Annotated in this window: 25 protein-coding genes; 16 read left to right on the top strand and 9 right to left on the bottom strand. The window is 64.0% G+C overall.

Annotated elements, in window-relative coordinates:
- Positions 1-275: 275 nt before the first annotated feature.
- Both OOJ09_RS10855 and OOJ09_RS10850 read left to right on the top strand, forming a co-directional pair.
- Positions 276-488 (top strand): cold-shock protein, encoded by a 213-nt coding sequence (locus OOJ09_RS10855; RefSeq protein WP_008877668.1) that lies wholly within the window; start codon positions 276-278, stop codon positions 486-488.
- Positions 489-680: 192 nt separating this feature from the next.
- Complete coding sequence (locus tag OOJ09_RS10850) at positions 681-1,100, top strand: BA14K family protein (protein WP_269905211.1); 420 nt, start codon at positions 681-683, stop codon at positions 1,098-1,100.
- 93 nt (positions 1,101-1,193) lie between these two features.
- Here the strand turns inward: OOJ09_RS10850 and OOJ09_RS10845 are convergent, their stop codons facing one another.
- The 3 genes from OOJ09_RS10845 to OOJ09_RS10835 all read right to left on the bottom strand — a co-directional run bounded on the left by OOJ09_RS10845 (position 1,194) and on the right by OOJ09_RS10835 (position 3,455).
- Entirely contained in the window at positions 1,194-1,832 is a 639-nt protein-coding gene (locus OOJ09_RS10845) for an MBL fold metallo-hydrolase (protein ID WP_269905210.1), read from the bottom strand.
- Positions 1,833-2,099: 267 nt separating this feature from the next.
- Positions 2,100-2,417, bottom strand: a complete 318-nt coding sequence (locus OOJ09_RS10840) for a hypothetical protein (protein WP_269905209.1) — start codon at positions 2,415-2,417, stop codon at positions 2,100-2,102.
- Positions 2,418-2,561: 144 nt separating this feature from the next.
- A complete protein-coding gene (locus OOJ09_RS10835) occupies positions 2,562-3,455 on the bottom strand; it encodes a branched-chain amino acid aminotransferase (protein ID WP_269905208.1) in 894 nt (297 codons plus the stop codon).
- Between the two features lie 261 nt (positions 3,456-3,716).
- Between OOJ09_RS10835 and OOJ09_RS10830 the strand changes: the two genes are divergently transcribed.
- From OOJ09_RS10830 to OOJ09_RS10815, 4 genes are all read left to right on the top strand, one after another.
- Entirely contained in the window at positions 3,717-4,250 is a 534-nt protein-coding gene (locus OOJ09_RS10830) for a MarR family winged helix-turn-helix transcriptional regulator (RefSeq protein WP_269905207.1), read from the top strand.
- Positions 4,237-4,956, top strand: coding sequence for a response regulator (locus OOJ09_RS10825; protein WP_269905206.1), 720 nt, complete (start codon positions 4,237-4,239; stop codon positions 4,954-4,956). Before OOJ09_RS10830 ends, OOJ09_RS10825 begins: the two co-directional genes overlap by 14 nt.
- Positions 4,957-5,005: 49 nt before the next feature.
- Positions 5,006-6,421, top strand: a complete 1,416-nt coding sequence (locus tag OOJ09_RS10820; RefSeq protein ID WP_269905205.1) for an ATP-binding protein — start codon at positions 5,006-5,008, stop codon at positions 6,419-6,421.
- A gap of 208 nt (positions 6,422-6,629) precedes the next feature.
- Entirely contained in the window at positions 6,630-7,652 is a 1,023-nt protein-coding gene (locus OOJ09_RS10815) for a glycosyltransferase family 4 protein (protein ID WP_269905204.1), read from the top strand.
- Here OOJ09_RS10815 and OOJ09_RS10810 read toward each other — a convergent pair.
- From OOJ09_RS10810 to OOJ09_RS10800, 3 genes are all read right to left on the bottom strand, one after another.
- Complete coding sequence (locus tag OOJ09_RS10810) at positions 7,649-8,008, bottom strand: tRNA-binding protein (RefSeq protein ID WP_269905203.1); 360 nt, start codon at positions 8,006-8,008, stop codon at positions 7,649-7,651. The two genes, OOJ09_RS10815 and OOJ09_RS10810, sit on opposite strands and share 4 nt — an antisense overlap.
- Before the next feature lie 16 nt (positions 8,009-8,024).
- Positions 8,025-8,525 carry a YbjN domain-containing protein gene (locus OOJ09_RS10805; RefSeq protein WP_269905202.1) on the bottom strand — a complete coding sequence of 167 codons (501 nt, stop codon included), beginning with the start codon at positions 8,523-8,525 and terminating at the stop codon, positions 8,025-8,027.
- Between the two features lie 323 nt (positions 8,526-8,848).
- On the bottom strand, positions 8,849-9,151 hold the full coding sequence (locus OOJ09_RS10800; protein ID WP_256753083.1) for an accessory factor UbiK family protein: 303 nt from the start codon (positions 9,149-9,151) through the stop codon (positions 8,849-8,851).
- A 255-nt stretch (positions 9,152-9,406) separates the two neighbouring features.
- On the opposite strand from OOJ09_RS10800, the gene OOJ09_RS10795 reads away from it, so the two are divergent.
- The 7 genes from OOJ09_RS10795 (at position 9,407) to OOJ09_RS10765 (ending at position 15,593) form a co-directional block, all read left to right on the top strand.
- Positions 9,407-9,643 carry a BrnA antitoxin family protein gene (locus OOJ09_RS10795; protein WP_269905201.1) on the top strand — a complete coding sequence of 79 codons (237 nt, stop codon included), beginning with the start codon at positions 9,407-9,409 and terminating at the stop codon, positions 9,641-9,643.
- Between the two features lie 172 nt (positions 9,644-9,815).
- A complete protein-coding gene (lgt, locus tag OOJ09_RS10790) occupies positions 9,816-10,670 on the top strand; it encodes a prolipoprotein diacylglyceryl transferase (protein ID WP_269905200.1) in 855 nt (284 codons plus the stop codon).
- Positions 10,667-11,755, top strand: a complete 1,089-nt coding sequence (locus tag OOJ09_RS10785; protein WP_269905199.1) for a class I SAM-dependent methyltransferase — start codon at positions 10,667-10,669, stop codon at positions 11,753-11,755. Before lgt ends, OOJ09_RS10785 begins: the two co-directional genes overlap by 4 nt.
- Before the next feature lie 116 nt (positions 11,756-11,871).
- Complete coding sequence (pgeF, locus tag OOJ09_RS10780; RefSeq protein ID WP_269905198.1) at positions 11,872-12,666, top strand: peptidoglycan editing factor PgeF; 795 nt, start codon at positions 11,872-11,874, stop codon at positions 12,664-12,666.
- Positions 12,666-13,817 (top strand): M24 family metallopeptidase, encoded by a 1,152-nt coding sequence (locus OOJ09_RS10775; protein WP_091579128.1) that lies wholly within the window; start codon positions 12,666-12,668, stop codon positions 13,815-13,817. The genes pgeF and OOJ09_RS10775 overlap by 1 nt, the downstream gene beginning before the upstream one ends.
- 43 nt (positions 13,818-13,860) lie before the next feature.
- Positions 13,861-14,451, top strand: a complete 591-nt coding sequence (locus tag OOJ09_RS10770) for a hypothetical protein (protein WP_269905197.1) — start codon at positions 13,861-13,863, stop codon at positions 14,449-14,451.
- A 206-nt stretch (positions 14,452-14,657) separates the two neighbouring features.
- Positions 14,658-15,593, top strand: a complete 936-nt coding sequence (locus tag OOJ09_RS10765) for a ribose-phosphate pyrophosphokinase (RefSeq protein ID WP_019860650.1) — start codon at positions 14,658-14,660, stop codon at positions 15,591-15,593.
- A 13-nt stretch (positions 15,594-15,606) separates the two neighbouring features.
- Here OOJ09_RS10765 and OOJ09_RS10760 read toward each other — a convergent pair whose 3' ends face one another.
- Entirely contained in the window at positions 15,607-16,500 is an 894-nt protein-coding gene (locus OOJ09_RS10760) for an SDR family oxidoreductase (protein ID WP_269905196.1), read from the bottom strand.
- Between the two features lie 126 nt (positions 16,501-16,626).
- On the opposite strand from OOJ09_RS10760, the gene OOJ09_RS10755 reads away from it, so the two are divergent.
- Positions 16,627-17,595, top strand: a complete 969-nt coding sequence (locus OOJ09_RS10755) for an AraC family transcriptional regulator (protein ID WP_269905195.1) — start codon at positions 16,627-16,629, stop codon at positions 17,593-17,595.
- A 26-nt stretch (positions 17,596-17,621) separates the two neighbouring features.
- Here OOJ09_RS10755 and OOJ09_RS10750 read toward each other — a convergent pair whose 3' ends face one another.
- Positions 17,622-18,500 (bottom strand): AraC family transcriptional regulator, encoded by an 879-nt coding sequence (locus OOJ09_RS10750; RefSeq protein ID WP_269905194.1) that lies wholly within the window; start codon positions 18,498-18,500, stop codon positions 17,622-17,624.
- A 136-nt stretch (positions 18,501-18,636) separates the two neighbouring features.
- Between OOJ09_RS10750 and OOJ09_RS10745 the strand changes: the two genes are divergently transcribed.
- Positions 18,637-19,881 (top strand): MFS transporter, encoded by a 1,245-nt coding sequence (locus OOJ09_RS10745; protein WP_269905193.1) that lies wholly within the window; start codon positions 18,637-18,639, stop codon positions 19,879-19,881.
- Positions 19,882-20,092: 211 nt separating this feature from the next.
- Positions 20,093-20,842, top strand: coding sequence for an SDR family oxidoreductase (locus OOJ09_RS10740; RefSeq protein ID WP_269905192.1), 750 nt, complete (start codon positions 20,093-20,095; stop codon positions 20,840-20,842).
- A 62-nt stretch (positions 20,843-20,904) separates the two neighbouring features.
- Here OOJ09_RS10740 and OOJ09_RS10735 read toward each other — a convergent pair whose 3' ends face one another.
- On the bottom strand, positions 20,905-21,762 hold the full coding sequence (locus OOJ09_RS10735) for an alpha/beta fold hydrolase (RefSeq protein ID WP_269905191.1): 858 nt from the start codon (positions 21,760-21,762) through the stop codon (positions 20,905-20,907).
- Positions 21,763-21,845 lie beyond the last annotated feature (83 nt).

Raw genomic sequence — 21,845 nt, 5'->3', positions numbered from 1 at the left:
GGGATTTGAGTTTTGAAAGGCGCGGCGTTTTTCGCCGCGCCTTTTTCATGACGCCATTACGGACCCATCCATGTCGCCCAAAAGTGACCCGGTTTTGGAACAACGACATGCATAAAAACAAAGACCTGAAGCGCGTCGCCTGAATCCGCCCAAGCGCGACGCGCTCAGGTGCCCGCAAAACTTTCTCTTGCCGATGGCGCTAAAATAAAGGACAAATTTCCGCTCGGGCATTTGCCGGCCCGAGACTGGACTTTATGGGATCAAAGGAGCTTCCCATGCCGCAGACCGGCACCGTCAAATTCTTCAACCATGCCAAGGGCTTCGGCTTCATCACACCGGATGATGGCGCGAAGGATGTCTTCGTCCATATTTCGGCCGTGCAGGCGTCGGGTCTTCCCGGTCTGGAGGACGGGCAGAAGGTGACATTCGATACCGAGCCGGACAAGCGCGGCAAGGGTCCCAAGGCCGTCAACCTGTCGGTCGGCTGAGCCGGCTTCGGATCGACGCCACCGCCGGCAAGGCAGATCCGCTCCGCGGAGCGTGCGATGCCTGACGTTCGCGTCGGTTCGGTCAGCTTAAATCCGTTCAGCCCCCGTTCAGCCACGGTCTCATATTAGTCTTGGGTAACGCCGGACCGCACTCCTCCGAAAACGACACGGGCCGGCACGAAGGAGACTTACATGAACCGAATTTTCAAGACCGCCGTCCTGTCCGCCGCCGTGGTCGCCACCACGCTCGCGACCTTGCCCGCGGCCAGCGCCGATGAATGGCGTCATCACCGTCACCACGGCAATGGCGATGCAATCGCCGCCGGCGTGCTCGGCCTCGCCGCCGGCGCCCTGATCGTTGGCGCGTTGGCCAATGACCAGCCGCCGCCCGACGATTACGGCGACAGCTACTACTATCGTGATGTGCGGCCGCGCCCTGCCCCGGTCCGCCGCTACTATGAGGAGCCGAGGGTCGTCTACAACGATAGTTATGCCGAGCCGTGGACACGTGACTGGTACGAGTACTGCTCGGACCGTTACCGGACGTTCAACTCCCGCACCGGCACGTTCACCGGCAATGACGGCGAACAGCATTTCTGCACTGCCAACTGAGGCTTACTGCCCCAAACCAAAAGGCGCTGACCGCAAGGCCAGCGCCTTTTTTGTTGTTCGGCTTGACCGCCTCGGATTTTCCAAACCAGGAATTCAAGTCAGGAACGGGTTTGTCCGTCGTTCCTCACCAAAACGGCCGCCTGGGCCGTGGCCGCAGATGAAGCCGATGTCGTCGCCGAGCGGCAGGAGCTTGTCCTTGATCGAGGCGATCAGCGCCGCATGGTCGCCGCCCGGCAGATCGGTGCGACCGACCGAGCCGCGAAACAGCACATCGCCGACATGGGCGAATTTCGCCGCGCGGTTGTAATAGACCACATGACCGGGCGCATGGCCGGGGCAATGCAACACCTCGAACACATGCGAGCCGAACGACACGGTGTCGCCTTCGCTGAGGAACCGGTCGGGCACGCAGTCGCGTGCACCGGCAATGCCGTAGCGCCTGCCCTGGTTCTCCAGATTGTCGAGCAACGGCTTGTCGGCCTCATGCGGGCCGATGATCTCGACACCGAGCGCCTCCTTCAACTCCATGGCGCCGCCGGCGTGGTCGATATGGCCGTGCGTGATCCAGATCGCTTCGGCGATGATCGCGTTGTCCTTCAGCACCGCCAGCACCTTGTCGATGTCGCCGCCCGGATCGACCACAACACCGTGTTTGTCGTCCATGTCGAACAGGATGGTGCAGTTTTGCTGGAATGGTGTCACCGGCACGATGCCGGCATTGAGCTGACCCATGATCGTCCTTTCGCTATCTCAGCCGTGATGTAGAGCAATTCCAGGAAAAGTGTGAAACGGTTTTCCCGGGCAAGGCGCACAGCGCTTTCCCTTGGGAATTGCGTCAGACCAAGGGACAGGGCGGTTCGGCGTCTCCATGAAGCGATGAACCGCTCTGGAGGCGCGGGCGAAGGGCGTCCACCCTTCGAAAGACGAACAGCCAGTCGTTCCAAAAACGGAAATGGGCGGCCGAAGCCGCCCATTTGAACAAACCTGAGACCGTCAGGCTTACTTCTTCATGGCGCCCATGACCGCGCCGATGATGCCGGTCAGGATCGCTCCGCCGCCGGCGCCGCCGACGATGTTGTTGAGGTTGAGTGCGCTGCCGAGACCGCTCGTTGCCGCGGCGGCTGCCGCCGGGTCGATCGTGCCACCGCCAAGCAGGCTGCCGAGGATCGCCGCGCCGCCGACGCCGCCAATGGCTCCGCCCAGGATCTTGGGAAGCTGACCCATCGCCGCTGTCTTGATCGCTGCGCCGACCGCCTGACCACCGATGATGCCTGTAATGATCTGAACGATGATCGGAAGAAGCGTGTTCATGTCCATATGATTAGTCCCTCCATAGCTGCCAGCCTCCGGGCCGACACCATCATGAGACGCCGAATTTGATGAAAGTCAAATGCAGAAACGCTGAAATAAAAGGGGCGGCCCGAAAACCGCCCCTGCTTGCTTGAAAAGCTGTGACTTTCGTTATTCTGCGGCGATCGCGTGCTTGGGCTGAACCGCGGCAGAATAGTCGTTCATAAGGTTCTTGGCGATTTCGCCGACCTCGAATCGGTAAGGGCCTATCTCCGAAACAGGCGTTACTTCCGCCGCTGTTCCGGTCAGGAAACATTGTTCGAAGCCTTCGAGTTCTTCCGGCATGATGGCGCGTTCGATCACCTCCAGACCGCGATCCTTGGCCAGCCCAATGACCGTGCGGCGGGTGATGCCGTCGAGGAAGCAGTCGGGCTTTGGCGTGTGGATCTTGCCGTCCTTGACGAAGAAGATGTTGGCGCCGGTCGCTTCCGCGACCTGGCCACGCCAGTCGAGCATCATGGCGTCGGCATAACCCTTGGCCTCGGCGGCATGCTTGGACATGGTGCAGATCATGTAGAGGCCGGCGGCCTTCGATTTGGAGGGCGCGGTGCGCGGGTCGTGCCGGCGCCATTCCGCCACGTCCAGGCGGATGCCTTTCAGCTTCTGCGCCGGGTCGAAATAGCTCGGCCATTGCCAGATGGCGATGGCGCAGTTGATGCGGTTGTTCTGCGCCGAAACGCCCATCTGCTCACTGCCGCGCCAGGCGATCGGCCGGACATAGGCGTCCTGGAAACCCTGCTTCTTCAAGAGCGTGGCGGAGGCATCGTTGAGCTCGGCCACCGAATAGGGAATCTTGAAGCCGAGCAGGCGCGCCGATTCATGCAGGCGCTCGGTGTGTTCGTTCAGCTTGAAGATCTCGCCGCCATAGGCGCGCTCGCCCTCGAAGACCGCACTGGCGTAGTGCAGGCCATGGGTCAGCACATGGATCTTGGCGTCACCCCATTGGACGAACGCGCCATTCATCCAGATAAAGCCGTCCAGTTGATCGAAGGGAACGGATGCCATGGTAACCTCCCGCGGGCCGCGGCCCGCACATCGTTGTAGCGTTGCGTGTTTCTCGTCAGCCGCGTCACAAGGTTGGGAACGTCGGCTGCTGGCTCGAAGCGTAGGCGGATAATTGAGCTCTGGCAAACTCAGGAAGTTCCGGAAAAAGCGGCTTCCCTTGCCTTTTTGTTCGCATTCCGCCCAAAAGCTTGTCAAAAATTACCATTGCAGGGAAATTACGTCAATAGTACTGACATAATCTCTCTTTTCAGCGGAGAAATGATGACGGATCGAAGCCACACAGCCGGGAAACCGATCAGGACCGCGATGTCAGTCGAGGACGGCATCGACTTCGCCATCATCGAACTGTTCTTCTTCGCCTATCGCGACTTCACCTCCGATCCGGATCAGATCCTCGCCGACTACGGTTTCGGCCGCGCCCATCACCGGGTGCTGCATTTTGTGAGCCGCAGGCCCGGCCTGACGGTCGCCGAACTGCTCGACGTGCTGAAGATCACCAAGCAGAGCCTGGCGCGGGTGCTCAAGCAATTGATCGACACCGACCATGTCGTGCAGCTGCAGGGTCCGCGCGACCGCCGCCAGCGCGAGCTCTATCCGACAGCCAAGGGCCGCGCGCTGGCGCTGGCGCTGGCGCGGCCACAGTCACGCCGCATCCATGCTGCATTGGGAGATTCCGGAATCACCGAACGGACCTTGGTGGAACGGTTCCTCGAAGCGATGGTCAACCCGGAACTGAGAGCACAGATCGACGTTGGGTCCGCAAAAATGTCAGGGAAAAGCCATGGAGAGCACTGAGAGGATCGATCAGGCGGCCGCACCTGATGACGACGCGCCACATCTGCTCGTGGTCGACGACGACACCCGCATCCGCAATCTTCTCAAACAGTATCTGACCGAAAACGGCTTTCGCGTGACCGTCGCCGGCAATGCCGGCGAAGCCAGGCGCAAACTTGCCGGCCTCGATTTCGACCTTCTGGTGCTCGACGTCATGATGCCGGGGGAAAGCGGCGTCGACCTGACAAAGTCGCTGCGGGCCGAAAAGAACGTACCGATCCTGATGCTGACGGCGCTGTCGGAGACCGACAGCCGCATCTCCGGGCTCGAGGCTGGCGCCGATGACTATCTGCCGAAGCCTTTCGATCCGCGCGAGCTGATCCTGCGCATCAACAACATCCTGCGCCGCGGCGGCCCGACGACCACGCCGAAGGTCGAACAGCTGGTCTTCGGTCCCTACACCTTCCAGATCGCCAGGCGCGAATTGAAGCGCGGCGGCGAGGCCCTGAAGCTGACCGACCGCGAGCAGGAGATCCTGGCGATCTTCGCGGCACGGGCCGGCGAAACCATCCCGCGCCACGAGCTTGTCGGCGACGATTCGGAAGTCGGCGAGCGCACCATCGACGTCCAGATCAACCGGCTGCGCCGCAAGATCGAGCGCGATCCGTCCAACCCGGTCTGGCTGCAGACCGTGCGCGGTATTGGGTATCGGCTCAGCGTGGAATAGAATGCCGCCCGCGGCCGGCTGAGCGGCCGCGGTTGAGCGAAAAGATCGAATGGCAACCACGGAACTGGAACAGCCGGGGAATGGCGGCTTGAGCGCCCGCGCCACGCGGACGCTGAAGACGGTGCCGCGCGTCTGGAACCGGTTCTGGCGCCTCGTTTCGCTTTACATGCCCAAGCGGCTCTATGCCCGCTCGCTGATCATCGTCATCGCGCCGATGATCCTGCTGCAATCGGTCGTCGCCTTCGTCTTCATGGAGCGCCATTGGGCAACCGTGACGCAGCGCCTGTCGCAGGCCACCGTGCGCGACATCGCCGCCATCATCGACATGATCGAGACCTATCCGCACGACGCCGACTACGCCAACATCATCCGCATTGCCCAGGACCGCATGCAGCTGAAGGTCGACCTGCTGCCGCCCGATCCGTTGCCGCCGCCCGGACCCAAACCATTCTTCTCGATCCTCGACGACGTTCTCTCGTCCGAGATCACCCGCCAGATCAACCGGCCGTTCTGGATCGATACGGTCGGCAATTCCAACATCGTCGAGGTGCGCGTCCAGCTCGAGAACAAGGTGCTGCGCGTCTTCGTGCGCCGCAGCCAGGCCTATGCCTCGAACACCCACATCTTCCTGATCTGGATGGTCGGCACCTCGCTGGTGCTTCTGATGATCGCCATCCCCTTCCTGCGCAACCAGATCCGGCCGATCCTGACGCTTGCTGAAGCCGCCGAAAGCTTTGGCAAGGGCCGGCCGATGCCGCGCGACTTCCGGCCACGCGGCGCCGAGGAGGTTCGCCGCGCCGGCTTCGCCTTCATCCAGATGCGCGAGCGCATCGAACGCCAGATCGAACAGCGCACCGCCATGCTGACTGGCGTCAGCCACGACCTCAGGACCATCCTCACCCGCTTCAAGCTGCAGTTGGCGCTGGCCGGCGGCAAGGCAGAGACCAAGGCAGCCCTCAATCAGGACATCGACGACATGCAGTCGATGCTCGAAGGCTATCTCGCCTTTGCCCGCGGCGAGGCTTCGGAAGACGCTGGACGTTTCGACCTCGAAGCCTATTTCCAGAAGCTCGACGAGGAGGCCAGGCTGCGCAAGCGCAAGCTGTCGACGACGCTCACAGGCGACCGCGATGTGCATGTGCGGCCGAACGCCTTTGCCCGCCTGATGTCCAACGTCATCGGCAACGCCTTCCGCTATGCCAGGACGGTGGAGGTCAACGCCACGCATGGCCGCGGCTCGCTGCTGGTCACCATCGACGACGATGGGCCGGGCATTCCCGCCGACCGGCGCGAGGATGTGTTCAAACCGTTCGTGCGGCTCGACGAGGCCCGCAATCTCGATGCCAGCGGCACCGGGCTCGGCCTGTCGATCGCCCGCGACATCGCCCGCAGCCATGGCGGCGACATCACCCTCGACGACAGCCCGCTCGGCGGATTGCGCGCCGTGATCAAGGTTCCCGCCTAGGCGGGCCAGGTGCGAGGCTTCATCCGCCCGTCATGAAACCATGGTGAAGAGCGCGCATGAAGCGCGCGACCACCCTTGATTCGGCCCTGCCGCCTCACTTCGACCCCGTGCCCGCCCGGGTGCGCTGGAGCGAAGCGAGGGCGGCAAGCTGGTCGCCGTTCCGGCATCGCCTCAAGGCAAACGTCGACCTTTCAAGCAAAGGGCCGCCATGCGCATATTGATGGTCACCGACGCCTGGCGCCCGCAGGTCAATGGCGTCGTCCACACGCTGGAGCGGCTTGCCGAAACGCTGAAATCCTTCGACGTCACGGTGGATTTCCTGACGCCCAACATCTTTCGCACGCTGCCCTTGCCTACCTACCCAGACATAAGGCTGGCGCTGACCACGCCCGGCCACGTCGCGCGGCTGATCGAAGCCGGCAAGGCCGACCACATCCACATCGTCACCGAGGGCCCGCTCGGCATCATGGCGCGGCGCTATTGCCGCAATGCCGGCCGTCCGTTCACCACCAGCTATCACACGCGCTTTCCCGAATATCTCAGCGCCCGCCTGCCGGTGCCGGAAAGCTGGGCCTATCGCTGGCTGCGCGACTTCCACAATTCCGGCCAGGGCACGCTGGTCGCCACCCAATCGCTCGCCGACGACCTGTCGGCGCGCGGCTTCACCAAGCTGCGGCCATGGACGCGCGGCGTCGACACCGACCATTTCCGGCCGGACAAGAAGAAGGACCTCGGCTTCCCCGGCCCGATCTTCCTCTGCGTCGGCCGCGTCGCCATCGAGAAGAACCTCCCCGCCTTCCTCGATCTCGACCTGCCCGGCAGCAAGGTGATCGTCGGCGAGGGTCCCGAACTTGCCAGGCTCAAGGCGAAGTACCCGCAGGCCCACTTCCTGGGCCACCGCCCCAACGACGAACTGGCCGAGATCTATGCCTCGGCCGATGTCTTCGTCTTCCCCAGCCGCACCGACACCTTCGGCAACGTCATCATCGAGGCGCTGGCCAGCGGCACGCCGGTCGCCGCCTATCCGGTGACCGGACCGATCGACATCGTCGGCGACGGCTTTGGCGGCGCGGTTTCGAACGATCTGCGCCAGGCCTCACTCGCCGCCCTCAATGTCGACCGCGCCGACGCGCGCGAACGCGCCATGCGCTACAGCTGGAAAGCCTGCGCGGAGATGTTTCTCGATACGGTCGAGGAAGCGCTCGGCACGACGCGCAAGCTGGCGGCCTAGAACAATCTGCCGCCGTCCGGCACCTTGCGCTCGATGGCGCCAAGCACCACGGCGCCCTCCTCGTCGGGAAAGCCGAGCGTCAGCACCTCCGACATGAACGGCCCGATCTGGCGTGGCGGGAAATTGACCACCGCGAACACCTGCCGGCCTACAAGCGTCTCCGGCGCATAATATTTGGTGATCTGCGCCGATGATTTCTTGATGCCGATGTCGGCGCCGAAATCGATCTTCAGCTTGAATGCCGGCTTGCGCGCTTGCGGAAACGGCTCTGCCTCGACGATCGTGCCGGCTCGGATGTCGACACGATCGAAATCGGCAAAACTGATCTCGGGCTTGCGCTCGCTGCTCGAACTCATCTCTGTCTTGCTTGGTTCAGGCGTTGCCGTAGGTTTCGAACAGCACGCCGGCCAGCGCGTCCTTGGCCGAGGTTCCCGACCAGACGACGAACTGGAACGCCTGGAAATAGCATTCGCAGGCTTCCAGCGCCGACGACAACAGCACCTCGACCTGCTGGCTCGACGGCTCGACCCCGCCGGCCAGGAGCAGCGACTGGCGGAACATGATCGCGCCCTCCTGCTCCCAGAGGTCGAAATGGCCAAACAGCATCTGTTCGTTGATCAGCGACAAAAGCCGCATCACTTCCAGCGCACGGGTCTCCGGCACCTTGATGTCGAAGGCACAGGCCAGATGCAGCGCCTCGAAATCCTCCATCCAGGAGAAGGAGACGTGATAGTCGGTCCAGCTGCCGGCAACCGAGATCGAGATCTCGTCGTCGCCAGCCCGCTCGAAGGACCAGTCATTGTTGTGGGCCACCTGCTCGATAACATCCACCGGATGGATTTCGCGGGACAATTCGAGTTCGAGAAGTTCCATGGAATGCTTCCTGTCGTTCTGAGGAGCGCCGCCACACGCTCCGCGGGAGGGCACACACAACGAACAATCTTGTCTAGAACTCGGACGGCCAGGACTTCTCGACACAAAGACCCCGGACCGGACCCCACCGCCCGGCCGCATGACCCTGCTCCGAATCATGCAACAAATTCAGTCTATTGATCGGGAGTCGCGTGAACAGCCCAATTTTTCGCACTGCGTCATTCGCATGTGGAAAGCCGCTGTCACAAAGATTCATGCAATGCCGTTAAGCGATTCACGGCAAAGCGCTTTTCAGGATTGTGCTTTGTGGAAAAGTTTAACGATTATTTTTTTGCGCGGGGCTTTGCTGCGGCCGCTGGTGCGGCCTGTCCGGTCAATTCGGCAAGCTTCGCTTCGAGCGCCTCGATGCGGGCGGCAAGCCGGGTATTCTCGTCCCTTGCCTTGGCGGCCATCTCGCGCGCGGCCTCGAACTCCTCGCGCTGCACCACATCCATCGAGTTGAGGATGCGTTCGGCCTGGCCCTTGAAGGCGGTCTCCACCTCACGGCGCACGCCTTGCGCCGCGCCCGCGGCGTCGGTCATCAGCTTGGCGAATTCATCGAGAATGCGGTTCGGTCCGGTCGACATGGCAAATCCTCGCTTGCTCGAAATGACGTAGTGGTGCCGCGCGTCGAATGCAAGAACGTTGCACGCCTCTGTAGCATCGGCGGTCGATCCCGTGGCCTGTCTGCGCTGCTATAACGCATGTCCGCAGGGTGATTGTCACGCCTGCAGGGAGCTTTCGAGCGGCTCCTTCCAGACTATACGTGATGGCGCCAAGTCGCCTATTGTTGTGCTTTCATCTCGTCTTGCGTCAAGCACGCTCCAGTCAGGGTCAACCAAATGGCAACGCCTCCGCGCCGACCGACAAATCCGATGGCAGCCGCCGAGGCTGCCTTCAAGCCGGTCAAGAAACCGGCGACACCAATTCGCGAACCCTCGGCCGCACCAAATGTCAGGGAGCTTGTTTCGATCAGGATCGATCGCGCCGTGCTGGACTATTTCCAGGAAGACGGTCCCGGCTGGCAGGACAGGATCAACGACGCCTTGCGGCGGATGGTCGTCAAGCCTCAGGATTGAAACCCAGCCATCCGGCCGCTGCCACGGCAGAGTTGCAGCATATCCCTGCACGGCGCAATGGCCCTCGTGGCGATCCGGTTCCCGACCCTTGACGGCAACCACCTTGCCTTGACCCCGCCAAAACCCTGCCGCATGGTCCGCGCCCAACGCGACCGCAACCGAGAGCTCCCCGTTGAACGAATATTTCCTGCTGCCGCTGGCCTCGCTGCCCTTTCCCAACATCAATCCGATCCTCATCCAGATCGGTCCGCTGGCGGTGCACTGGTACGGCGTCGGCTACATCGTCGGCATCCTGTTCGCCTGGTGGTACGCCAAGCGGCTCGCCGCCAATGCCAGGCTGTGGCCGAACGGCGTCTCGCCGATGAAGCCGGAAGACCTCGACGATTTCATCGTCTGGGCGGCCATCGGCGTCGTGCTGGGCGGCCGCACCGGCTACGTGTTGTTCTACGATCTGGCGCGCTACATCGCGCACCCGCTCGACATCTTCGCTGTCTGGCAAGGCGGCATGTCGTTCCATGGCGGCCTGCTCGGCGTCACCCTCGCCATGACGCTGTTCTCCATCAGGCGCGGCATCCGCACCTGGTCGCTGTTCGATGTCGTGGCGGCCGGCGTGCCGGTCGGCCTCGGCCTGGTGCGCGTCGCCAACTTCATCAATTCCGAACTCTGGGGCCGGCCGACCGATGTGCCGTGGGCGATCGAGTTCCCCAATGGCGGGCCGTTTGCCCGCCATCCGAGCCAGCTCTATGAGGCCCTGCTCGAGGGCGTCGTGCTGTTTCTCGTGCTGCGCATCCTCACCCATTCGCGCCTCAAGCTGAAGACGCCGCGCTTCGTCGGCGGCGCCTTCATCTGCGGCTATGGCCTGTCGCGCATCTTTGTCGAATTCTTCCGCGAGCCCGACCAGCAGCTCGGCTATCTCCTTGGCACCAACTGGCTGACCATGGGCATGATCCTGTCGACCCCGATGGTGCTGATCGGCATCTGGGCGATGGCGACCGCCAAGCCGGTGCCCCATTCACAGCCGGCATGACACGGCTGAAGGCCCGCATCGTCGGCCTGATCGAGGCGCTGGGGCCGATCCCGGTCAACGAATACATGGCGCTGTGCCTGTTCGACCCCGAGGACGGCTACTACACGACGCGCGAGCCCTTCGGTGCCGCCGGCGACTTCATCACCGCCCCGGAAATCAGCCAGATGTTCGGCGAACTCGTCGCCGTCTGGCTCTACCAGGCATGGCTGGCGGCCGGCCGGCCGATGCCGGTCACCATCGCCGAGATCGGTCCCGGACGCGGCACGCTGATGAAGGATATGCTGCGCACCCTGTCGCGGCTTGATCCGGAGCTGACAAATGGCGCCGCCTTCGCCATGATCGAGACCAGCCCGCGCCTAGCCGAGGTCCAGAAACAGACGCTTGCCGCGACACCTTTCGCGGTTCGCTGGCACGAGACCATCGACACGCTGCCGCAACAGCCGCTTCTCATCGTCGGCAACGAATTGTTCGACGCCGTGCCCATCCGTCAATTCGTCCGCGCCGGCGCCGGCTGGCGCGAGCGCATGGTCGGCCTGGACGATGGGGACAACCTTGGCTTCTTCGCCGGCGCCGGCTCGGTCGACCCGACGCTGCTGCCTGAGGATGCCGCCAGCGCGCCGCGGGGCGCCATCGTCGAGGTCGCGCCGGCCCGCGCCGCATTGATGGCGGCCATCGCCGGACGCATAGCCGCCCAAGGCGGCGCCGGCCTGTTCCTCGACTATGGCCACCTCCAGCCGGGTGTCGGCGACACGCTGCAGGCCTTGCGCAGGCACGATCACGAAGATGTGCTGGCCAATCCGGGCGAAGCCGACCTGACGACCCATGTCGATTTCGCCGCCCTTGCCGCGATCGTGCACGCGCACGGCCTCGACGCCCATCTGTCGACGCAGGGCGACTTCCTGCTCGGCATGGGTATTCTCGAGCGCGCCGGCCGGCTCGGCGCCGATGCCTCCCAGGAGGCCCGCCAAGGGATCGCCGACGACGTCGAACGCCTCGCCGGCCCGCAAGCCATGGGCGAGCTGTTCAAGGTGCTTGCCGTGCTGCCGCGTGGCGTGGCCGTCCGCCCCTTTGCCGCGGCGGATTGACTTTTCGTCGCCGCCCCTCCCAATCTCCCGTCCGGTAAAAGAACGGTCGAACCCCCGGCCGCGCTTTGTCCTGACTTTTTCTTGACGAAACCGCCCACACGGACAACAACGCCCGCATGCTGAATCAGACCAAACCGGATCCCGTTCGGTCGCCCCTGCTGGACAAGGCGCAGGCGCAAGGCATCCGCCACGGCTATTTCACCCGCACGGGCGGCGTCTCCAGCGGCATCTACCGGGGCCTCAACATCGGCACCGGATCGAATGACGACCAGGCGCTTGTCGCCGAGAACCGCGGCCGTGTCGCCGCCTGGATGGGGGTACCGGCGAGCCATCTGTTGACCGCCCACCAGATCCACTCGCCCGATGTCGTGATTGCCAGGGAGCCTTTTGCCGGCCAACGGCCCAAGGCCGACGCCATCGTCACCGACCAGCCGGGCATTGCCATTGGCGCCTCTACCGCCGACTGCGGCCCGGTGCTGTTCGCCGATGCCGAGGCGCGCATCATCGGCGCGGCACATGCCGGCTGGAAAGGCGCCTTGTCAGGTGTGCTGGAGAACACGGTTCTCGCCATGGAAAGCCTCGGCGCCCGGCGCGAACGCATCGTTGCCGTGCTCGGCCCCTCGATCGGCCCCGAGAACTACGAGGTCGGACCGGAATTTGTCGCCCGCTTCGTCGAGACCGACGCCGAAAACATCGGCTATTTCACGCCTTCCGCCAAAGCCGGCCATGCGATGTTCGACCTCAACCGCTACACGGTCGACCGGCTTGCGAAGGCCGGCGTGACGGCCGAGGGTCTCGGCCGCTGCACCTATGCCGAGGCGGATCTGTTTTACTCCTACCGGCGCACCACGCACCGCGGGGAGCCCGATTACGGCCGGCAGGTTTCGGCAATCGTTTTGGAGAGGGAATAATGGCGCTGCATTTTGAACGATCCGAATTCGACGCGCGGCGCGACCGGTTGATGATCGAGATGGCCGAGAAGAAGCTCGACGCCATCCTGCTGTTCGCACAGGAGAGCATGTACTGGCTGACCGGCTACGACACGTTCGGCTTCTGCTTCTTCCAGTGCCTGGTGGTGAAGGCCGACGGTTCGATGGTGCTTTTGACCCGTTCGGCCGACCTGCGCCAGGCGCGCCACACCTCGATCATCGACAACATCGTGTTGTGGACCGACCGCAATGGCGCCAATCCGGCGGTCGACCTGCGCAATCTGCTCAACGAGCTCGACCTGCTCGGCGCCCGCATCGGCGTCGAATACGACACCCACGGGCTGACCGCCTACAATGGCCGCCGGCTGGACGAGCAGCTGCAGACTTTTGGCCAGATCGCCGACGCGTCCGGCATTGTCGGCCGGCTGCGCCTGTTCAAGAGCCCGGCCGAGGTCGCCAAGGCCGAGAAGGCCGCCAATCTCTCCGACGACGCGCTCGACGCGGCCCTGCCGCTGATCAAGCAGGGCGGCGACGAAGCCCTGATCCTCGCCGCCATGCAGGGCGCGATCTTTGCCGGCGGCGGCGACTATCCGGCCAACGAGTTCATCATCGGCTCCGGCGTCGACGCGCTGCTGTGCCGCTACAAGGCCGGCCGCCGCAAGCTCACCAAGAACGACCAGCTGACGCTCGAATGGGCCGGCGTCTTCAACCACTACCATGCGCCGATGATGCGCACGGTGCTGACCGGCAAGGTCTCGAAGCGCCATCAGGAGCTTTTCGACGCCGCCCGCGCCGCCCTCCTGGCCGTCGAGAAGGCGATGACGCCGGGCAACAGCTTCGGCGACGTGTTCGATGCCCATGCCCGCACCATGGAAGCGCACGGCCTGACCAAGCACCGGCTGAACGCCTGCGGCTACTCGGTCGGCGCCCGTTTCACGCCGTCCTGGATGGACATGCCGATGTTCTACCAGGGCAATCCCGAGCCGATCGCGCCCAACATGACGCTGTTCGCCCACATGATCATCATGGATTCCGACACCGAGACGGCGATGACGCTTGGCCGCACCTACCTGACCACCGAATCCCAGCCGAAGCCGCTCTCCCGCCATGATCTCGACTTGATCGTACAGTGAATCCATAATGGGAGGCGTTCTTCGCCAAGGAGTTATCAGGCAAATGAGACGATCGCATGTGACGACCGTGTCATTGCTCGTGGCGCTCGCGCTGGCCGCCTGCACCAACGCCAAGGATGTCCTCGAGCCTTCGGCGATCACCCCGCCGGCGACCTCGACGCAGGCGCTGCCCGCCACGCAAGGCAACACGGCAGCCGCGGCTCCCGCGCCGGCCGTGCCCGCCACCACGCCGCTCACGCCTGCCCAGAGCGCCGCCATCCTTTCCAAGACCCGCCTGCAGATCGCGCCGATCGTCGGCGCCTCGGTTGAAGCCGCGACGCCGCTGACGGCGGAACTGCAGACGCGCGCCAGACAGCGCGGCATCACGCTTGCCGGCAGCGCCGACCAGACCGCGACGCATGTGCTCAAAGGCTATTTCTCGGCGATTTCGGAAGGCAAGGACACCACCGTCATCTATGTCTGGGACGTCTACGACCCGACCGGCAACCGCCTGCACCGCATCAACGGCCAGCTGAAAGCGCCTTCGGCCAACGGCGGCGACAGCTGGAAGGCGGTCGCGCCGGCCACCATGCAGGCGATCGCCGACCAGACCATCGACCAGTTCGCGGCCTGGCTGGGCGGCAAGGCAGGCTAGGCCTCGGACCCAAAAGTGGAAACGGTTTTGGGAAAATCCGAGGCTCAAACGAGAAGAGGGAGCAGCGGGAGTCCGCTGCTTCCTGTTGCCGGCTGGCGATGGTGCGAAGCTTTCTTGAGATTAGCCGGCGGATTCCCGATCTCGGCGCTTGCAATACCGGCGCGGGCCGCTAAAAGCCCGATGAAATCCCTCACCAGGAACGGTGCATGAAACTCTTCGCAGGCAATTCCAACAGGGTGTTGGCCGAAGCGGTCGCCCGCTATCTCAACATCCCGCTGGGCAAGGCCAGTGTCAGGCGCTTCGCCGATCAGGAGATCTTCGTCGAAATCCAGGAAAACGTGCGCGGCGAGGACGTCTTCATCCTGCAGTCGACCTCATTCCCGACCAACGATCACCTGATGGAACTGCTCATCATGATCGATGCCTTCATGCGCTCGTCGGCGAAACGCATCACGGCGGTGATTCCCTATTTCGGCTATGCAAGGCAGGATCGCCGTGCTTCCGGCCGCACCCCGATCTCGGCCAAGCTGGTCGCCAACATGATCACCCGCGCCGGTGTCGACCGCGTTTTGACGCTCGACCTGCATGCCGGCCAGATCCAGGGCTTCTTCGACATCCCGACCGACAATCTGTTCTCCGTGCCGGTGATGGCTCGCGACGTGAAGGCGAAGTACAAGCAGCTCGGCAATGTCGTGGTGGTATCGCCCGATATCGGCGGCGTGGTGCGGGCGCGTGCGCTGGCCAAGCGCTTCGACGCGCAACTCGCCATCGTCGACAAACGCCGTGAGCGTCCCGGTGAATCGGAAGTCATGAACATCATCGGCGCGGTCGCCGGCAAAGATTGCCTGCTGATCGACGACATCGTCGATTCCGGCGGCACGCTCTGCAACGCCGCCGATGCGCTGCTGGCCAACGGCGCCACCAGCGTCACCGCCTACATCACCCACGGCGTGTTGTCGGGCGGCGCCGTCGCCCGCATCAGCGGTTCGAAGCTGCAGGAACTGGTGATTACCGATTCCATCCAGCCGACGCAGGGCGTGCTCGACGCTCCCAACATCCGCGTCATCTCGATCGCCGACCTGATGGGCGAAGCCATCTCGCGCACGGCGACCGAGGAATCGGTGTCCAGCCTGTTCGACTAGGTCAGAGCAGCCTTTAGCTTTCGAAATAGCTGGGCCGGTCGAGGTCGGCAATCAGCCCCGGCTGCTTAGGCTGCCACCCAAGCACATCCCGCGTCTGCTGACTGGAAGCTGGCCAGTCCACGCCAAAGAAGTGCGCTAGGAAGCCGAAATGGCCGGCCGCTTCCTCCTGGGTCTTGGACACGACCGGCAGGCTCAGGCGCCGGCCGATGATCTCGGCGATCTCCCGCGTCGCGACACCCTGATCGGCGACGCCATGGTAGCGGGCCCCGCCGGCCCCTTTCTCCAGCGCCAGCCTGAAGAGCGTGGCGGCATCGAGCCGGTGCACCGCCGGCCAGCGGTTGGTCCCATCACCGATATAGGCCGAAACGCCCTTCTGGCGGGCGATGCCGATCAGCATCGGCACGAAGCCGTGATCGCCGTCGCCGTGGACGGAGGGGGAAAGACGCACCGCCGAGGCGCGCACGCCGCGCGCCGCCAGCGCCACGGCCGTCACTTCCGAAGCGCGGGGATAGGAAGCAGACGGAGGAACAGGCGCATCGTCCTCTGTCGCCATGCTGCCTTGCGTCAACACCGCGAGCCCGGACGTGACGAGCAATGGCCTTTCGGAACCTTCGAGTTCCGCGCCAAGCGTCTCTATGGCGCGCCGGTCCGCCTCGCAATTCGCCGCGAATTTCGAGAAGTCGTGGTTGAAGGCGGTATGGATGACGCCATCCGACTGGGCGGCCCCGCTGCGCAGGCTTTCCAGATCCTCGATATCGCCGCGATGCGCCACCGCGCCCGCGGCGACAACCGACCTGGCGCCAGCATCCGAGCGGGCAAGACCGAGCACCTGATGACCCGCTCCGACAAGCTCCCGCACGACGGCGGAACCGACAAAACCGGTGGCACCGGTCACAAATACACGCATGGTGATATCTCCTTTGGCTCGTTCGAGGCCGCACAGACAGCCCGTTGCCAATGGAGATACGGGATTGAGATAATACGATCTATGCTGTAAAGTCCGTATTATCTTCGCGATCGTCCGGGAATGCTCATGGATCCGCTTTCAGACGTGCTGGCGCTGCTGAAGCCGCGCAACTACCTGTCCGCCGGGCTGGAGGCCGGTGGCGACTGGTCGATCCAGTTCCCCGACCAGCAGGCGGCCATCAAATGCGGTGCCGTGGTGTCCGGCCAGTGCTGGCTGTCCGTGGAGGGCGTCGCCGACGCGGTGCGCCTCGATACAGGCGACTGCTTCCTGCTGCCGCGTGGCCGGCCCTTCCGCCTTGCCAGCGATATGGACCTGCCGGCGGTCGATGCCCGCGCGATCTTTTCGCCGGCCCGCACCGGTGGCGTCACCTCGCACAATGGCGGCGGCGATTTCCTTCTGGTCAGCAGCCGCTTCGCCCTTTCCGGCGACCATGCCGGCATCCTGCTGCGGATGCTGCCGCCCATCGTCCACATCCGCAGCGACGCCGACCATTCGGCACTGCGCTGGCCAGTGGAGCGGATGATGCAGGAATTGCGTGAGCGCCAGCCCGGTGGCTTCCTCATCGTCGAGCACCTCGCCCACATGATCCTGATCGAGGCCTTGCGCCTGCATATGGCCGAAGGGTTGCGAGGCGGCGTCGGCTGGCTGTTCGCCCTGGCCGACAAGCAGATCGGCGCGGCGATCGGCGCCATGCACGACAATCCGGCGCATGGCTGGACATTGCAGGCGCTGGCGGAACGCGCCGGCATGTCGCGGTCGACCTTTGCCCTGAAGTTCAAGGCGACGGTCGGCGCCTCGCCGATGGATTACCTGACGCGCTGGCGCATGTTGCTGGCGGGCGACCGGCTGGCGAGTTCCAGCGACCCTGTTTCGGCAATCGCGCTGTCGCTCGGCTACGAATCCGAAAGCGCCTTCAGCACCGCGTTCAAGCGGGTGATGGGCTGTTCGCCACGGCAGCACGGCCGTGGCCGCGCACCGGCTTCCGCTCCCCATGGCGAGGAGATCATCCGCCTGGCGGAGCCGGTCGCGGGCTGAAGACGAAGCCGGGCATCAGCCTGAAATCAGGGGCTCTCCAGCCGAACCGGACCGGGTTGGCGGCGCGCACCTTCGCCGCTGTCGCGCGCGCCGCGCATATAGCCGCGTGGCGACGCGCCCAGCATGCGCTTGAACATGGTGATGAAGGCCGGCACGCTGTCATAGCCGAGATCGAGCGCCACCCTGGTGATCGGCTCGCCGTCGGCGAGCCGCGGCAACGCCGCGAACAGGCACGCCTGCTGGCGCCATGTCGACAGCGACAATCCGGTCTGACGCTGGAAGGCGCGGGTGAAGGAACGGCGGCTCATGCCGGCGGCATCCGCCCATTCGTCGATCGTCGCATGCGGCGAAGGCGCCGCCACGAACCGCCGGCAGAGTGTCGCCAGCCGGGGGTCGGACGGGAACGGCAGGCCGAGCGGCCGCTCCGGCAGGGTCGGAATTTCATACAGCAAAAGCTTCATGATCAGCCCGCTGCGCCCTTCCAGTTCGCCGCCTTGCGGCAGCTTTTCCGATTCCACGATCAGGCTGTGCATCAGGTCGGTGACGCCGACCACGCGCAGCCCCTCCGGCAGCCCGGGAATAGCCTGCGGCATCACATAGACCGAACGCATCGAGACATCGCCCAGCATCTCGACGGAATGCTCGGTGCCGGCCGGAATCCACATCGCGTGATCGGGCGGCACCATCCAGCGTCCGTGCCGCGTCGTCACCAGCACGACGCCGACCAGCGCATGCAGCAGCTGGCTACGGCTGTGGCGGTGTCGCGGCACATGGTACCCGTCGGGATATTCGGTCGGCAAAGCCACCGCCGGACCGGCCACTTGCTCCAGCCATTGCCAGCGACGCTCGTGCAATTGCTGGAGATCGGCATTGCCGGCGTGAAAGATTTCCCTGCCGTGCGGCATCGGCTATGGCCCACTTGCGAAACTATTGGACCAAACCACGAAAGAAGTCGCCTGGCAACCGGCCTATAAGGCGGCCTGCGGGAGCGCCTGCCAAGCTGCCTGCCGGCGTGCCCACCAAAAGACCACGGAGCCTGTCTTGACCGATACAACAGCCACCGCCGTCGCGTCGCCCGCGGCCGCCAGCCACGCTTCAGCCCAGGCGGCGGCCTTTACCGTCATCCTGGCGGTGAGCTTCTGCCATTGCATCAACGACATCATGCAGTCGCTGCTATCGGCCATCTATCCCTTGCTGAAAGAGAATTACGGTCTCGATTTCTGGCAGATCGGCCTCCTGACCTTCACGTTCCAGGTGACCGCGTCACTGCTGCAGCCGGTGATCGGCATGGTCACCGACAAGCGGCCGATGCCTTATTCGCTGCCCTACGGCATGGCCTCCTCGCTGATCGGCCTGATCGTGCTGGCCTATGCCGGGCACTACGCGCTGCTTCTGCTCGGCGCCTCGCTGATCGGCATCGGTTCGGCGATCTTCCATCCGGAATCCTCGCGCATAGCCCGCTTCGCCTCCGGCGGCCGCTTCGGCCTGGCGCAGTCGCTGTTCCAGGTCGGCGGCAATTTCGGCCAGTCCATGGGGCCCCTGCTGGCCGCCTTCATCGTCGTGCCGTTCGGCCAGACCAGCATCGCCTGGTTCGCCATCGGCTCGCTGATCGGCATTTTCGTGTTGTGGCGGGTCGGCGGCTGGTACAGCCGTCTGCGTGCCACGCAGGGCACCCGCAAGGCGGTCAGCTTCGTCTCGCCCTTCCCGCGCCGCAAGGTTATGGGCGCGTTGCTGGTTCTGACGCTGCTGGTGCTGACCAAGAACGCCTACATCTCCAGCCTGGCCAGCTACTATACCTTCTATTCCATCCATAAGTTCGGCGTTTCGGTGCAGATGTCCCAGGTCATGCTGTTCCTGTTCCTCGGCGCCTCGGCGCTGGGCATCCTGCTCGGCGGCCCGTTCGGCGACCGCTACGGACAGAAGGCGATGATCTGGTTCTCGATCGTCGGCGTGCTGCCCTTCACGCTGGCACTGCCCTACGCCAACTTCGAATGGACGATGGTCCTGACGGTGCTGATCGGGCTGATCCTGTCGTCGGCCTTCTCCAACATCGTCGTCTTCGCGCAGGAGCTGGTGCCGGGGCGCGTCGGCATGATCGCCGGTATCTTCTTCGGCTTCGCCTTCGGCGTGGGCGGCATCGCCGCCGCCGTGCTCGGCGTCGTCGCCGACATCAAGGGCATCGATTACGTCTTCCAGATCTGCTCGTACCTGCCGCTGCTTGGGCTGCTGACCGTGTTCCTGCCGAACATGAGGGAGGCCAGGACTGCGCAGGCAGCTACCAGCTGAAAATCAACCAATCTTCGGATTTGACACGAGGGCGGGGCAGCTGCCGCGCCCTCAACGATTCCTTCACCATCCGCCGGGTGAAAAAAACCCGTTAGGACATCCTCATCCCTGACGGCAGGGCTTGGGTCGGCGAACGCCTTCAAGCTAAACATAAGGTACCGGGCCCAGCGTTGATCCATGCGCAGCGCTCCGGGTCAGGAAAGGCAATCTCATGTCCAGGCTTACGGGCAAGGTCGCATTGATTACGGGCGGCACCAGCGGCATCGGTCTGGTGACAGCGCAACGTTTCATCGAGGAGGGCGCACGCGTCGCTATCACCGGCACCAATGCGGGCCGTCTCGAGGAAGCGCGCAATATCTTGGGCGGAGATGTGCTGATCATAGCCGCCGATGCCGGAGATGCAGCAGCCCAGAACGACATCGCACGGCAGATTGGGGAGACCTTCGGCAAGCTCGACGCTCTCTTCCTCAACGCCGGCATCGCCGATCTGCGTCCGCTTGGCGACTGGACGGAGGCGGCGTTCGACAGGAGCATCGATGTCGACCTCAAGGGGCCGTACTTCCTGGTCAAGGCGCTTGTTCCGCTGTTTTCGAATCCGTCGTCGATCATCCTCAGCGGCTCGGTCAACGCGCATATGGGAATGGCCGGAACGCACGTCTATGCGCTGGCCAAGGCCGGTATGATTTCGCTGGCGCGAACACTCTCGGGCGAACTGATAGGGCGCGGCATTCGCGCCAATGTGATCAGCCCAGGTCCGATCGACACGCCGCTCAACGACAAACTTGGGCTGGACCCCGAAGCGGCGAAGGCCCGCGCGAAAGCGGTGGTCGGCCTGGTCCCTGCCGGCCGTTTCGGAACCGCCGGGGAAATTGCCAACGCAGTGGTGTTTCTGGCCTCGGACGAATGCCCGTTCATGGTCGGTGCGGAAATGCTGATCGACGGCGGCCTGAGCATAGCCTGAAACCCTGGCACGAAAACACCCGCCTGATTGCGGGTGCTCTCGTTCTTGCCAAGTGGACGATTCTAGGCCTTGAAGAAGGCCAAAAGGTCGGCGTTGATGATGTCGGCATGGGTCGTGGCCATGCCATGCGGGAAGCCCTTGTAGATCTTGAGCTCGCCCTTCTTGAGCAGCTTGATCGTCAGCAGCGCCGAGTCGGCGATCGGGACGATCTGGTCGTCGTCGCCGTGCATGACCAGCACCGGCACGTCGATCTTCTTGAGGTCCTCGGTGAAGTCGGTTTCCGAGAAGGCCTTGATGCAGTCATAGTGCGCCTTGGTGCCGCCCATCATGCCCTGGCGCCACCAATTGTCGATGATCCCCTGCGATACGGCCGCGCCCGGACGGTTGAAACCGTAGAACGGGCCGGCCGGAACGTCGCGGAAGAACTGGGCGCGGTTGGCGGCCTGGGCGGAGCGGAAACCGTCGAAGACTTCGATCGGCAGGCCGCCGGGATTGGCCGGAGTCTTGAGCATGATTGGCGGCACCGCGCCGATCAGCACCGCCTTGGCGACGCGGCCCTCGGCGCCGTACCGGGCGACGTAGCGCGCCACTTCGCCGCCACCGGTGGAATGGCCGACATGGATGGCGCTCGTGAGGTCCAGATGCGCCGCGAGTGCCGCGACATCGGCGGCATAGGTGTCCATCTCGTTGCCGATGTCGGTCTGGGTCGAACGGCCGTGACCGCGCCGGTCATGGGCAATGACACGGTAGCCTTGCGCCAGGAAGAACAGCATCTGCGCGTCCCAGTCGTCGCTGCTCAATGGCCAGCCGTGATGGAAGACGATCGGCTGACCGGTTCCCCAGTCCTTGTAGAAGATTTCAGTCCCGTCCTTGGTGGTGATCGTGCCGCTGCCGGAGCGGGGCTTGGATTGCGAGCTCATCTCAATCTCCTTTAATTGATTGTCGCGACAAACAGTATCGCGATAACTATATGCCTAACGCAGCTTAGAGCTTGTGTCCACGA

This window comes from Mesorhizobium qingshengii, assembly GCF_027563465.1.
Classification (GTDB): domain Bacteria; phylum Pseudomonadota; class Alphaproteobacteria; order Rhizobiales; family Rhizobiaceae; genus Mesorhizobium; species Mesorhizobium qingshengii_A.
The sequence above is the reverse complement of the archived record's forward strand: the minus strand, read 5'-3'. Positions and strand labels throughout refer to the sequence as shown.